Origin of the sequence: Streptomyces scopuliridis, from assembly GCF_042790125.1 — a bacterium.
Classification (GTDB): domain Bacteria; phylum Actinomycetota; class Actinomycetes; order Streptomycetales; family Streptomycetaceae; genus Streptomyces; species Streptomyces scopuliridis_A.
This window is the reverse complement of sequence record NZ_JBHTZS010000022.1, coordinates 83,046-96,750: the sequence shown is the minus strand read 5'-3', so window position 1 is coordinate 96,750 and position 13,705 is coordinate 83,046. Positions and strand designations below refer to the sequence as shown.

Annotated in this window: 12 protein-coding genes; 4 read left to right on the top strand and 8 right to left on the bottom strand. The window is 71.3% G+C overall.

Annotated features, from left to right (window positions below):
* The first annotated feature begins 677 nt into the window (after window positions 1–677).
* From ACFRKB_RS27945 to ACFRKB_RS27935, 3 genes are all read left to right on the top strand, one after another.
* The gene (locus tag ACFRKB_RS27945) at window positions 678–2,318 is read left to right on the top strand and encodes a penicillin-binding transpeptidase domain-containing protein (RefSeq protein WP_383109271.1); all 1,641 of its coding nucleotides are present in this window, start codon (window positions 678–680) and stop codon (window positions 2,316–2,318) included.
* Complete coding sequence (locus tag ACFRKB_RS27940) at window positions 2,315–3,166, top strand: EamA family transporter (RefSeq protein WP_383109269.1); 852 nt, start codon at window positions 2,315–2,317, stop codon at window positions 3,164–3,166. The genes ACFRKB_RS27945 and ACFRKB_RS27940 overlap by 4 nt, the downstream gene beginning before the upstream one ends.
* Before the next feature lie 89 nt (window positions 3,167–3,255).
* On the top strand, window positions 3,256–4,350 hold the full coding sequence (locus ACFRKB_RS27935) for a DUF1259 domain-containing protein (protein ID WP_383109268.1): 1,095 nt from the start codon (window positions 3,256–3,258) through the stop codon (window positions 4,348–4,350).
* A 29-nt stretch (window positions 4,351–4,379) separates the two neighbouring features.
* On the opposite strand, the gene ACFRKB_RS27930 is transcribed toward ACFRKB_RS27935, so the two are convergent.
* The 6 genes from ACFRKB_RS27930 to ACFRKB_RS27905 form a co-directional block, all read right to left on the bottom strand.
* The gene (locus ACFRKB_RS27930; protein ID WP_383109267.1) at window positions 4,380–5,042 is read right to left on the bottom strand and encodes a class I SAM-dependent methyltransferase; all 663 of its coding nucleotides are present in this window, start codon (window positions 5,040–5,042) and stop codon (window positions 4,380–4,382) included.
* A gap of 71 nt (window positions 5,043–5,113) precedes the next feature.
* The gene (locus tag ACFRKB_RS27925) at window positions 5,114–5,884 is read right to left on the bottom strand and encodes an SDR family NAD(P)-dependent oxidoreductase (protein ID WP_383109266.1); all 771 of its coding nucleotides are present in this window, start codon (window positions 5,882–5,884) and stop codon (window positions 5,114–5,116) included.
* Window positions 5,871–7,076 (bottom strand): serine hydrolase domain-containing protein, encoded by a 1,206-nt coding sequence (locus tag ACFRKB_RS27920; RefSeq protein WP_383109264.1) that lies wholly within the window; start codon window positions 7,074–7,076, stop codon window positions 5,871–5,873. Before ACFRKB_RS27920 ends, ACFRKB_RS27925 begins: the two co-directional genes overlap by 14 nt.
* A 76-nt stretch (window positions 7,077–7,152) precedes the next feature.
* Entirely contained in the window at window positions 7,153–7,935 is a 783-nt protein-coding gene (locus ACFRKB_RS27915; protein ID WP_383109263.1) for an energy-coupling factor ABC transporter ATP-binding protein, read from the bottom strand.
* Window positions 7,932–8,693 (bottom strand): cobalt ECF transporter T component CbiQ, encoded by a 762-nt coding sequence (gene cbiQ / locus ACFRKB_RS27910; protein ID WP_383109262.1) that lies wholly within the window; start codon window positions 8,691–8,693, stop codon window positions 7,932–7,934. The genes ACFRKB_RS27915 and cbiQ overlap by 4 nt, the downstream gene beginning before the upstream one ends.
* A gap of 1 nt (window position 8,694) precedes the next feature.
* Window positions 8,695–9,744 carry an energy-coupling factor ABC transporter permease gene (locus ACFRKB_RS27905; protein WP_383109261.1) on the bottom strand — a complete coding sequence of 350 codons (1,050 nt, stop codon included), beginning with the start codon at window positions 9,742–9,744 and terminating at the stop codon, window positions 8,695–8,697.
* A 267-nt stretch (window positions 9,745–10,011) separates the two neighbouring features.
* On the opposite strand from ACFRKB_RS27905, the gene ACFRKB_RS27900 reads away from it, so the two are divergent.
* On the top strand, window positions 10,012–10,425 hold the full coding sequence (locus tag ACFRKB_RS27900) for an SsgA family sporulation/cell division regulator (RefSeq protein ID WP_383109259.1): 414 nt from the start codon (window positions 10,012–10,014) through the stop codon (window positions 10,423–10,425).
* A 197-nt stretch (window positions 10,426–10,622) separates the two neighbouring features.
* On the opposite strand, the gene ACFRKB_RS27895 is transcribed toward ACFRKB_RS27900, so the two are convergent.
* Window positions 10,623–12,854 (bottom strand): MMPL family transporter, encoded by a 2,232-nt coding sequence (locus tag ACFRKB_RS27895; RefSeq protein WP_383109258.1) that lies wholly within the window; start codon window positions 12,852–12,854, stop codon window positions 10,623–10,625.
* Window positions 12,855–12,950: 96 nt separating this feature from the next.
* Window positions 12,951–13,523, bottom strand: a complete 573-nt coding sequence (locus tag ACFRKB_RS27890) for a TetR/AcrR family transcriptional regulator (protein WP_383109257.1) — start codon at window positions 13,521–13,523, stop codon at window positions 12,951–12,953.
* Window positions 13,524–13,705 lie beyond the last annotated feature (182 nt).

Below are 13,705 nucleotides of genomic sequence, written 5' to 3'. Positions count from 1 at the left end.
TGTTTTTTTGTTTCTCCCGGTGGGGGGGCCCTTCACCTCGTTTTGGGGGGGCCCCCCCCCGCGCCCCCCCGCCCCCCCCAAAACCACAAACACCCCGGGGGGGGGCCCCCCACCCCCCCCCCCCCTCAGGTTCGTTCGCCCAGCTAGACCCAGGTGTCGAGCCACATCCGGTTGCGCCAGGAGTCCAGCGGGATGGCCGTGCCCGTGTACAGCGGCCAGAAGTAGACGGAATCCCGCACGGCCGGAATCGCGTTGGCCCCGACCTGCGATGATGCGGAACTCCTGCGGACAGTCCGGCCGCTTGGGCCGTCCCAGGGCCGTGATCTTGCTCAGCGGGCTCACTGAAGGCCCGATCCACACCCTTCCGGGAATGGCCCTCGCTGCTCGGCATGAGGTGCGTGTACGTGCGCAGAGTGAAGCCGGGGTCCGCGTGACCGGGGTATTGACTCAGGGCCTTGATGTTCGCCGGAAGGTGGCCCGGGAGGCACGAGGGTCGGTGTACTGGCCGCAGGACATGTCGGCCTCGATGTTGGTCAGCCACTTCTCGGCGCGCGCGTCAGTCCGATAACACTCATGGGCGCTCGCCCCCTGTGACGCGGTGGTCCCGTAGGGTGCACATGACATCCCTTGAACACGTTCAGATGTTCAGGGGGCTCCTGGGGAGGGGAACTGCACTCATGCGCAGTGGAGCCAAGATCGCCGTCATAGGCGGGGTCTTCGCCGTGTTCGCGGGCGGCGTCGGGTACGGCGCGTACAACGTGTACGGCGGGCTCACCGGCGGCAACACGTCCCCGGGGAGCGAGACCACCACCACACGTGAGGTCAAGACCGGGCCGCTGAGCGCCGCCGAGGTCGACAAGGCCGCGAAGGACTTTCTGACGGGGTGGGCGAAGGGGAGCGACGCGGCGGCCGTCGCGCAGCTCACCAACGACCCGGCCACCGCCGAGACCGTCATCGGCGGCTACCGCGACAAGGCCGGTGTCACCGACGCGGTGATCACGCCGGGCCAGGCGGTCGGCGCCAGGGTCCCGTTCACCGTGGAGGCCACCGTCGCGCTCGACGGGAAGACCAAGCCCTGGACGTACGCATCGGAACTGACCGTGGTGCGCGGGCTGAGCACCGGTCGTCCGCTGGTCGACTGGGCGCCCTCGGTGATCCATCCGAAGCTGACGAAGGACACCCACCTCGTCACCACCGAGGCCTCCGCTCCCCCGATCAAGGCCGTCGACCGCAACGGCGCGGAGCTGACGAAGGAGAAGTACCCGTCACTCCGGCCGGTGCTGGACGAGCTGCGCAAGCGGTACGGCGACGACGCGGGCGGCTCGCCCGGCGTCGAGCTGGTGCTGCGGAGCGACACCGAGAGCGTGCCGGACGAGACGCTGCTCACGCTCGCCAAGGGCTCGCCGGGCCGGGTGACGACCACGCTCGACGCGCATGTGCAGGCCGCCGCCGAGGAGGCGGTGCGGAAGTACAGCGAGGCGTCGGTCGCCGCCGTCAAGCCCAGTACGGGCGAGATCCTGGCCGTCGCCAACAACCGTGAGGACGGCTGGAACGCGGCGATGCTCGGCCGGCAGGCGCCGGGCTCCACGATGAAGATCGTGACCGCGGCGATGCTGCTGGAGAAGGGTCTCGTGGCCGCCGACCGGACGGCCGAGTGTCCCAAGGAAGCGATGTACCAGGGCCGTACGTTCACGAACCTGGACGGCTTCTCCATCAACGGCGGCACGTTCACGCAGAGCTTCGCCCGCTCCTGCAACACCGCCTTCATCAAGCTCATCGACGACACCGAGGACGACGCCGCGCTGAAGGCCGAGACCGAGCAGGTCTTCGGCATCGGCCTCGACAACTGGAAGACCGGCGTCGCGTCCTTCGACGGCAGCGTGCCGGCCGCGACCGGCGGCGAGGCGGCGGCGCAGTACATCGGGCAGGGCACGGTCCAGATGAACGTCCTCAACATGGCGTCCATCACGGCCACCGCCAAGAACGGTTCGTTCAAGCAGCCCGTGATCGTGCCGCGTTCGCTGGACGACCGGGAACTGGCCACCGCCGCGCGCCCGCTGCCGGACAACGTGGCGCGTCAGCTGCGGGACATGATGCGGGTCACGGCCACGAGCGGCACGGGCGCGAAGGCGATGTCCGGGCTCGGCGGCGACAAGGGCGCGAAGACCGGTTCCGCCGAGGTCGACGGCCAGGCCACCTCCAACAGCTGGTTCACGGGCTTCCGGGACGACCTCGCCGCGGCGGCGGTCGTCCAGGCCGGCGGCCACGGCGGCGACGCGGCGGGTCCGCTGGTGGCGTCGGTGCTGGCCGCGGGGTGACGCCGCTCGTCGCCTTCGCGGTCCTCATCGCCGCCCTCACCCACGCCAGTTGGAACGCCCTCGCGCACACGATCAAGGACCAGCTGGTCGCCTTCACCCTGATCGGCGGGGGCGCGGCCGTGATCGGCGCCGTCCTGGCCTGCTTCACGCCGTTGCCGCACCCGGCGGCCTGGCCGTATCTGGTCGTCTCCGCGCTGCTGCACATCGGCTACCAGGCGCTGCTGATGCGCTCGTTCAGCCTGGGCGACTTCGGCCAGATGTACCCGATCGCGCGCGGTACGGCGCCGCTCGTGGTGACCGTACTGGCCGCCGTCTTCGTCGGGGAGTCGCTGGACGCCTGGCAGGCGGCGGGCGTCGTCGTCACCTCGGCGGGGCTGGTCGGCCTCGCGCTCTGGGGCATCAGGGGCTCGGGGAGCACACCCCACTGGCCGGCGCTGCTGGCCGCGCTGGCGACGGGTCTGTCGATCGCCGCGTACACGGTGGTGGACGGTGTGGGGGTACGCAACTCGGGCTCACCGCTCGGCTACATCGCCTGGCTGATGATCCTGGAGGGCGCCACGATCCCGGCGTACGCCCTGTACGCGCGCCGCGGCCGGCTCCTCGCCCAGCTGCGACCGCACGCGGCGCGGGGGCTGCTCGGCGCGGCCCTCTCCATGCTGGCGTACGGCCTGGTGCTGTGGGCCCAGACCCGCGCCGCGCTCGCCCCGGTCGCGGCGCTCCGGGAGTCGTCGATCCTCGTGGGCGCGGCCATCGGGGCGGTCTTCTTCAAGGAGCGCTTCGGCACGCCGAGAATCGCGGCGGCGGGTCTGATGGTGGTGGGCATCGGACTGATGCTGCACGCGGGTTGATTTGGCAACACTCGCCCCGGGTACCGCCCGGCACATCCCGTTTTATCGGGTCGCTCATGGTCTCCTCTCGTCACGGAGGTATCGATGTGATGAGCAGACAACCGCATGAGGACCACGAGGACGAGGACAACCACGACACACATGACCCGGACCGGGACCCAGACCGGGACACAGACCCCCGGCCGGCCACACCACGGCGTCTCCTGCTGACGACGGCGGCGCTCGCGCCGCTGCTGGCCGCACTCGGCGCGCCCCCCGCCCGCGCCGAGTCCCCGGACCCGCCACCCGCCCCGGTGAAGGGCGGCGGACACCGGCACGAGCCGGTCCAGCCGGTGACCACCACCGTGGCCGACTGGCGACCGGTCGCGCGGGCCCTGGGCAGGCCGGGCTCCATGTCGGGCGACAAGGCGTACCACACCCGCTTCCCGCGCGGAGATCTCGATGTCGTCTCCTACGGCGTCCCGGTCTCGACCGGACTCGCCCTGGGCTCACACGTGGCCTTCGTCCGCTACGCCGACGGCAATGTACTGGTCATGGGCGATCTCACGGTGACCGAGGGCGAGTTGCAGGAGGTGACGGACGTCCTCCAGGCGCACGGCATCGAGCAGACGGCCCTCCACAAGCATCTGCTCGCCCACTCCCCCGATGTCTGGTGGACGCATGTCCACGGGCACGGACCGGACCCGGTGGTCCTCGCCCGCGGTCTGCGCGCGGCGCTCGACCGCACCGCGTCGCCACCCGCCGAGCCGACGCGGTTCCGGGAGCTGCCCGGTCTGGACACCGACGGCATCGACGCCGCGCTGGGCATGAAGGGCGCGAACGACGGCGGGGTCTACAAGGCCACCTTCGCCCGCCGTGAGGTCATCATCGAGGGAGGCATGGCGCTGCCCCGCGGTCTGGGCGCGATCTCGGCCTTCATCTTCCAGCCCCTGGGCGACGGCAAGGCCGCGCTCAACGGCGATGTCGTGCTGGTCGCCGAGGAGGTCCAGAAGGTCATCAAGATCCTCCGGGCCGGCGGCATCGGTCTGGTCGAGCTGCACAACCACGGCCTCCGGGAGGAGCCCCGCCTGTTCTTCATCCACCTCTGGGCCGTGGGCGACGCCGTCGCACTGGCCAGGGCCCTGCGCCGGGCGGTGGACGCCAGCAACGTCATCGCCGTCCAGCGCGAGCGCGGGACGGAGTAGCGTGACCCGCCGCCCGCCGTCCCCGCTCCTCACACCGGGACAGCGGGCGGTTCCGCGACACCGACGATGAAGTTCCCGGCCGCGGGCCGGACGCGGACCGACCATCCCAGAGCCGTGAGGTCGTCCGTCAGGGTCCGGGCATCGTGGAACACCTTCACGATGCGGTACCGGCTGCCGTCATCGAGCCGGCGCACGGCCGCGGGGACGGGCTGATCCGCGAGGACTTCCTCCCGCGCGGCCTCGCCGGGGCCGTCATCGATGAAGACCGCTCTGCCGCCCGGCGCGAGCGCGGCGGCGACGGCGTTCCAGAATCCGGGCAACCGCGCCGGCGGGACATGCGAGAGCCAGAAGGCGAAGAACACCGTGTCGTAGCGCCGTGGCGGCTGCCACTCGAACACATCGGCCTGAACGAACCGGACGCCGGGGGATGCGGTACGCGCACGAGCGAGAGCCAGCACTTCGGCCGAGGCGTCGACAGCCGTCACCGAACGCGCCCGCGCGGCGAGCATCGGGGTCCACCGGCCCGTTCCGCAGGCCAGCTCCAGCACATCTCCGGCGACCGGCAGGTCACCGGCCGTGGCCAGCAGCTCCCGCAAGTCCTCGCGTTCCGCGTACGGCCGGTCGTACTGGGCCGCGCCGACCCGGTAGTAGGCCATCTGTTCCGCCAGAAGAGCGTCCTCATCGCTGCCCATGCCCCGACCATACCCACGGCCGCGCGCACCTCGTGGCGATACGGCCGTGCTCCTCCTCGCTCCCGTCCCCGCTATTCCGCGCCCGCGATCGCCCTCCGCAGCCCCAGATTGCTCGTCAGGATCCCGCCGTCGACCGGCAGCGTCACGCCCGTGATCCAGGAGGCGTCGGCGGAGGCCAGGAAGGCGACGGCAGCCGCGATATCGGCCGGTGTGCCGACCCGGCCCATCGGGTAGTGGGCCGCCGCGCGGGCGAGTTCCGCCTCGCGGCCCGCCCAGGCGCCGGTGTGGATCGTGCCGGGCTCCACGAGGTTGACGCGGACGCCGCGCGGGGCCGCGTGGCCCGCGAGCGTACGGGTCAGGCCGCCCAGCCCGGCCTTGGCCGCGCTGTAGGCGTGGTTGCCGAAGTCCTGTTCGCCGTTGACCGAGCCGATCGAGACGATCGCGCCCCGGCCCGAGGCCGCCAGATACGGGAGCGCCGCGCGGGCGCAGCGGAAGGCGCCGGTCAGGGTGATGTCGAGATCCAGCGCCCAGACCTCGTCCGGCTCGTCCTCGAACAGCGGGGCGTCCGGTGTGCAGGAGTACGCGTTGTTCACCAGCACGTCCAGCGAGCCGAAGGTCCCGGCCGCGTACGCCACCGCCGTCTCCACCGACGCCCGGTCGGCCACATCGCAGCCGAGCGCGATCGCGCCCGGGATGGCCCCGGCCGCCGTCACCGCCCGTTCCTCGTCCAGGTCCGTCACCAGGACGCGCGCGCCCTCGTCCGCCAGCCTGCGCGCGGTCGCCTCGCCGATGCCCCGGCCCGCTCCGGTGATCAGGACTCCGTATCCGTCAAATCGCTTCATCCGGCGATGATGTCGCCGTCCGCACCGCACGCACCAGAGCCTGGGCGCGGGGGTCGGCCGTGACTCCCTTGCGCATCCCGTTCGTCACGTACCCCATCGCGATGCCCGACTCCGGGTCGGCGAAGCCCAGCGAGCCGCCACGGCCCGGGTGTCCGAAGGAGCCGGGGCCGAGCAGCGGGGCGGCCGGGCCGTGCAGCATGAAGCCCAGGCCGAAGCGGGTGGCGACGACCAGCACCCGGTCCGGGCCCGCCGATTCCTCCGTACGCGCGAGCGTCAGTGTCGCGGGGGCGAACAGCCGGTGGCCGTCGACGGGGCCGATCATCGCGGCGTAGCAGCGGGCCAGCGCGCGGGCGGTCGAGATGCCTCCGGAGGCGGGGAGTTCGGCGGCGCGGTAGGCCGGGTCGTTCTCGTCGGGCCGCGGTTCGATGACGCCGAACGCCCGCCGCGTCAGGGACTCCGCGTCGCGGTACGCCTCCGACACGGACCGCTTGGGCCGCAGCCTGAGCGCGCCCCCGACCGCCGTCGGCTCCTCGACCGGTCCGATCCGGCCGACCCGGTGCGCCTCCTCGGCGGGCAGTCCGACCCAGAAATCCAGCCCCAGCGGCCGGGCGATCTCCTCGGCGATCCACCGGCCCACGCTGCGGCCGGTGACCCGTCTGACCAGTTCGGCCATCAGCCAGCTGTAGGTGTGCGCGTGATAGCCGTGGTCGGTGCCCGGCTCCCACTGCGGCCGCTGGGCGGCCAGGGCCCGCGCGCCCGATTCCCCGTCGACGGCCTCGGCCGGGGTGAGCGGCCGGTCGAGCACCGGCACCCCGGCGCGGTGCGAGAGGAGATGGCGTACGAGCACCCGCTCCTTGCCCGCGGACTTGAACTCCGGCCAGTACGTGCCGACCGGGGCGTCGAGGTCGATCTGCCCGCGCTGGTGCAGCAGCAGCGGTACGGCGGCGACGACGCCCTTCGTGGCGGACCGGACGACCTGAGCCGTGTCGACGGCCCAGGGCGCCGGGTCCGCGCCGCCGTCCCCCGGCTCCTGTCCGGTGACATCGCGGGTGCCCGCCCACAGATCGACGACCTTGCGCCCGTCGCGGTACACGGCGACGGCCGCGCCCCGTTCGCCCAGTCGCTCGAAGTTCCGTACGAACGCGTCCCTGACCGGCTCGAAGCCCGCCTCCACCGTGCCCTGGACGTCCACGTCCGCACTCCCGCCCCGCCGGTACCCACGCCTCGTACCGCTCGTCGTCCCGCCACGCCCCGGCGGCGCGACCCTTCTATGGTGCAACGTGTCCCGGCGACACGGAACGCGGGTCGAAACCGAACGGCAGCTCCAGCCGGTGCGCGCCCATCAGCTTCTCGTCGCCGAGGAGTCGCCCCGTGGGCCCGTCCGCCACGATGACGCCCTCGCTCAGGATCACCGCGCGCGGGCAGAGTTCGAGGGCGTACGGCAGATCGTGCGTCACCATCAGTACGGTGATGTCCAACGCCCGCAGGATGTCGGCGAGTTCACGCCGGGACGCCGGGTCGAGATTGGACGAGGGCTCGTCGAGGACGAGGATCTCCGGCTCCATCGCCAGGACGGTCGCCACCGCGACCCGGCGGCGCTGGCCGAAGGAGAGATGGTGCGGCGGCCGGTCCGCGTACTCCGCCATCCCGACCTGGCCGAGCGCGGCGGTGACCCGGGCCTCCAGTTCGGGACCGCGCAGCCCGGAGGCCGCCGGGCCGAACGCCACGTCCTCGCGCACCGTCGGCATGAACAGCTGGTCGTCCGGGTCCTGGAAGACGATGCCGACCCGGCGGCGGATCTCGGCCAGATTCCGCTTCGCCACCGGCACCCCGGCGACCGCGACCGAACCGGCCCCGGCGGTCAGGATGCCGTTGAGATGCAGGACGAGCGTGGTCTTGCCCGCGCCGTTGGGCCCCAGCAGCGCCACCCGCTCACCGCGCCCTACGGTCAGATCGACCCCGAAGAGCGCCTGGTGGCCGTCGGGATAGGCGTACGCGAGCCCGCTGACCTCGAGGGAGGCGGGCACGGCGGGGACGGAAGGCTCGGTCATAGGGTCCAGCCAAGCAGACAGACGGCGAGCGCCGACACGGGGAGGGCGGCGGCGTACGTCCACTGCGCCCGGGACGCGGTCACTTCGTCGATGACCGGCATGGTGCCCGCGTACCCCCTGCTGACCATGGCCAGATGCACGCGCTCACCGCGCTCGTAGGAGCGGATGAAGAGCGCTCCGGCGGACTTGGCGAGGACGCCCCAGTGCCGTACGCCACGGGCCTCGAAGCCGCGCGAGCGCCGGGCGACCGACATCCGCCGCATCTCGTCGGTGATGACATCGCCGTAACGGATCATGAACGAGGCGATCTGCACCAGCATCGGCGGCAGCCGCAGCCGCTGGAGACCGAGCAGCAGGGAGCGCAGCTCGGTGGTGGAGGCGAGGAGCACGGAGGCGGCGACGCCCAGCGTCCCCTTCGCGAGGACGTTCCAGGCGCCCCACAGCCCGGAAACGCTCAACGAGAGCCCCAGGAACTGGACTTGCTCGCCGGGGACGACAAAGGGCATGAGGAACGCGAAGGCCACGAACGGGATCTCGATCAGCAGCCGGCGCAGCAGCACGCGCGCGGGGATACCGGCCACCCGCGTGACGGCCGCGAGCAGCACGGCGTACAGCGCGAACGCCCAGACCGCCTCGCGCGGCGTCGAGACCACCACGAGCACGAAGCAGAAGGCGGCGGCCAGTTTGCAGTGCGGGGGCAGCGCGTGGACCGGTGAGTGTCCATGCCGGTAGAGCGTGTGGGCGTGACCCGCGCCCATGTCAGGCGTTCCCGCCGGCCGCGGCCGTCTCCGCCGTGGTACGGCGCCGTCGTACCGCCCAGAAGACACCGCTGCCCACGGCCACCGTCGCGGCCACCCCGATCACTCCGGCGAGCCCGCCGGAGATCCGGGCGTCGTCGACGTCCTTGACGCCGTAGTCGGCGAGCGGGGAGTCGGCGGCGTGGTGCGGCTCGGTCTTCCGGTCGATGCCCTGGTCGGCGGCGACCTTCTCCAGACCGTCGGGGCTGGCGGAGGCGTAGAAGGAGACGAATCCGGCCAGGACGAGCGCCGTGACCAGCCCGGTCGCCCAGACCTTACGGGTGGAGCGCGCGGCCACCGGCTCGGGACCGGAGGCGGGGGCGGCGTCGACCAGTTCCCCGCCCACCCGCAGCTTCAGCGGCGCGGTCAGCCCCCGGGCGCCGTACACGAGGTCGGGCCGCACGGCGATGACGGCGCCGACCGTGAGCGCGGTGATGGTGGCCTCGCCGATGCCGATGAGCACATGCACCCCGGTCATCCCGGTCAGCACCTTCCCGATCGGGATGTCGGTCGTCCCGCCGATCCAGTAGAAGAAGGTGAACGCGAGGGCCGCGGCCGGTACGGAGGCCAGGGCCGCCACGAAGGACGAGACGGTCACCGAACGGCGCGTCCGGGGCAGGACCTTGACCAGCGTGCGGAAGAGCGCGTACGCGACGACGGTCGTCACCACGGCCATGTCCGTGATGTTCACCCCGAGCGCGGTGAGCCCGCCGTCCGCGAAGAGGATGCCCTGCATCAGCAGGACGACCGAGATACAGAGCACCCCGGTGTAGGGGCCGACGAGTATCGCGGCCAGCGCCCCGCCCAGCAGATGTCCGCTCGTCCCGGCGGCCACCGGGAAGTTGAGCATCTGCGCGGCGAAGATGAACGCGGCGACGAGTCCGGCGAGCGGCGCGGTGCGCTCGTCCAACTCCCGGCGGGCGCCGCGCAGGCTGACCGCGACGGCGCCCGCGGCGACGGCACCGGTGGCGGCCGAGACGGGCAGATCGATGAATCCGTCGGGGACATGCATGGCGGGGGCTCCGCTTCCTGCTCGTACGGCTCGGTATTGAGCCGTTCGATGATAGGGCTCTCTTGCGAACAGCTCGCAAGAGCGGATTGCATGCACGGTGCCCGGACGGTGTTGCGCGGATGTGCGATCGGCAAAGCCCTGGACAAATCAAGGCTATTTTGTATGATTAGTAGCTAAATGTCCGGTTAGTCCAAGGAGTCGCTCCCGATCCCGCCCAGCCACAGCAGCCACAAGCAGCCGTCGCCGCAGCCACCGAGGAGCAAGTCGATGCCACCCATCGTCGAGCAGCCCGCCACAGCGCGTCTGATCACGGACGCCCCCGATCCCAAGACCGTCTCCGTCACCCTCCGCTACGACGGCGCCGATCCACTCGCCATACGAATCGTGTTCCCGCCGGAGGTCTCCTTCGACGACGGCGAGGTCGTCTGGGCATTCGCCCGCGATCTCCTCGAATCCGGCCTGCGCCTGCCCTCGGGGGAGGGCGACGTACAGGTGTGGCCCTGCGGCCGGGCCCAGGTCGTACTGGAGTTCCACTCGCCGGACGGGGTGGCGGTGGTCCAGTTCGACACCGCGCCGCTGCGCCGGTTCCTCGACAGTTCGTACGCGATGGTCCCGGCCGGCCAGGAGCAGCACGACATCGAGGTCGAGACCGAGCTGAGCAAGCTCCTCCACAGAACCTGACACGCGCGGCGGCCCGGCCGCCGCCCCTCAAGGGCGTACGACCGGGCCCAGGGCGTGTTGCGAAAGTCCCGCCTGGCCTGCGGGCGGACGGCGCTACTTTCGCAACACGCCCTGGACGCTCCGGCTCCCGTCCCCACGGCCGCCGGCGCGATCCGGGGCCACGCACCGCTCACGCAGCGGCCCCGGGGCAGGTGGGATCAGGCGCGTACGAGTTCACGCTCCGCGCCGGGCCCACCGTCCGGGCCCTGCGGGGCGTCGTCCCCGAGCCGGTGGCGCAGCGCCTCGCCCTCCACGTCCACGTTGGGCAGCGCCCTGTCCAGCCAGCGCGGCAGCCACCACGCCTTCTTGCCGAGCAGCGCGAGCACCGCGGGCACGATCGCCATCCGGACCACGAACGCGTCGAAGAAGACGGCGATGGCCAGCCCGAAGCCGATCATCTTGATCATCGACTCGCTGGAGCCGATGAAGCCGGCGAAGACCGCGATCATGATCACCGCGGCGGCCGAGACCACCCGCGCGCCGTGCCGGAACCCGGTGACGATCGCCTCGCCGGGCCGCTCCCCGTGGACATACGCCTCCCGCATCCGGGTGACCAGGAAGACCTCGTAGTCCATCGCGAGACCGAAGACCACGCCCACCATGAAGATCGGCATCATCGACATCACCGGACCGGTCTGCTCGACCCCGAGCAGCCCGCCGAGCCAGCCCCACTGGAAGACCGCGACGACGGCGCCGAGGGCGGCGACCACGGAGAGCAGGAAGCCCAGAGCCGCCTTGAGCGGCACGAGCACGGAGCGGAAGACGAGCATCAGCAGCAGAAAGGCGAGTCCGACGACGAGCGCGAGATAGGGCAGCAGCGCGTCGTTCATCTTCTGCGAGAAGTCGATGTTCATCGCGGTGGCGCCGGTGACCAGGACCTGGGCGCCGTTGTCCGCCTTGATCTCCCCGCCGGTGTCCCGGATGGAGTGGACCAGGTCCTCGGTCTTGACCGACGAGGGGCGGTTCTCGGGGATCACCGTGATGGTCGCGGTGTCGCCCGCCTTGTTCACGGTGGACGGCGTGACGACGGCGACGCCGTCCAGCTTCTTCACCGTGTCCGACAGCTCGGTGGCCGCCGCCTTGGCGTTGTCATTGGCCTTGCCGTCCACGACGACCATCAGCGGCCCGTTGAACCCGGGGCCGAACCCGTCGGAGAGCAGGTCGTACGCCTTGCGCTGAGTGGTGCTCGGCGGCTGCGAACCGTCGTCGCCCAGACCCAGCTCCAGCGACGCGGCCGGAATCGCGATGGCCCCGAGCCCCAGAACGGCCGTGACCAGCACCGCGACGGGACGGCGCAGCACGAACCGCGCCCAGCGGGTGCCCATGTTCGGCTTCTCCTCGCCGCCCGCGGCCTTGCTCTCCATGGCCTTGCGGTCCTTGCGGCCGTGCACCCGCTTGCCCACGAAGCCCAGCGCCGCCGGGATGAGGGTGAGCGCGATGAGGACGGCGATCACGACCGTACCGGCCGCCGCGAAGCCCATCTTGGTCAGCATCGGGATATTGACGACGGCCAGCCCGACGAGCGCGATCACCACGGTGAGACCGGCGAACACCACGGCCGACCCGGCGGTGCCGGCGGCCCGTCCGGCCGCCTCCTCATGCTCCCTGCCCTCGGCCAGCTCGGCGCGGTAGCGGGAGACGATGAACAGCGCGTAGTCGATCCCGACCGCGAGACCGATCATCATCGCCAGGATGGAGGTGGTGGAGCCCAGGTCGAGGACGCTGGCCAGCGCGGTGATCGTGGAGACCCCGACACCGACCCCGATGAGCGCGGTCACCAGCGGCAGCCCCGCCGCGACCAGCGAACCGAACGTGATGACCAGCACCACCGCGGCGACGGCCACACCGATGATCTCGGTGGTCCCGGTCTCGGGGGTGGCCTGGAGCGCGTCCCCGCCGACCTCCACCGTCAGCCCCTGCGCCCGCGCCTCGGCGCCGGTCTCCTCAAGTGCGGTACGGGTCGCGTCGGTCAGCTCCATCGAGGTGACCTTGTACGAGACCTGGACGTACGCCGTCGAGCCGTCCTTCGAGACGGCGTTCGCGGTGTACGGATCGGTCACGGAGCCGACCTGGCCGGACCCGCCCGACAGCTCGTCGACGATCTTGCCGACCTCGGCCTTGTGACCGGCGTCGGTCATCTTCTCGCCGTCCGGCGCCTTGAAGACGACCCGCGCGGTCGCGCCGTCGGCACTGGCTCCTGGGAAGCGCTCTTCCAGCAGGTCGAAGGCCTTCTGGGCCTCTGTTCCCGGTATCGAGAAGGAACTTGACGTAGGGGTGGACGCGGAGGCGGCTCCGACACCGGCGAGCGCGAGCAACGCCACCCACACGAGGGCGACATAGTTGCGGCGCCGGAAGGCGAACCGTCCGAGCTTGTAGAGGAACGTGGCCACGAGGGCGTACTCCCGGGTCTGTGAATGGATCAGGGCATGGGGAGCCGGCCCGACAGCGAGAGAGCGGCACGCGTCAGGTACTGCGGGTGCTGAGGGTCAGACGCCGAGGGCGGGGAGGACCACGGCGTCGAAATACGAAGTGAGGAAGTCCCGGTCGGGCGACCGGTCCTCGATCAACTGCCGGGCGGCGAAGGCGCCGACCAGCATGTGCGTGACGTACTTCAGCGCGGGATTGTCCGCGGCGACCTCGCCACGGTCCACAGCGCGCTGGAGAATCTCCGCGAGCCCATTGAGCTCGGGCTCGATCAGCAGCTCACGGAGCGCCCGAAGGAGATCGGGGTTGTCGTGGACGGCATGGAAAAGACCTCGCATCAGTGCGCTGTCCTTCTCCATCTGGCAGTCATCGCTGTGCGCCATCACGGCGTGGAAGTCACCGCGCAGGGAGCCGGTGTCCACGTCGACGAGCTTGATCGGCTTGTTGTGCCGCATCGCACGGGCGACCAGCTCGGGCTTGCTCCCCCACTGGCGGTAGAGGGTGGCCTTGCTGGACCGGGTGCGGGCGGCGATGGCGTCCATGGTGAGGGCGTCATAACCGACCTCCCGCAGCAGATCGAGCACGGCGGCGTACAACTCGGCTTCACGCTCGGGGGTGAGCCTGCTGCGCGCCACGGATCTGCTCCTGCCAAACGAAACGGTTTCGTACAGTACGAAGATAACCCTACCCGCCAACGAAACGAAACCGTTTCGCTTGTGGCCTGTGCCACTTTCACGACGGACCCGCACCACGCCCTCCGCCGGGGGTGGCGCACCGCACCCGCACCACAACGCACCCCAAACCCCACGACCCCCCG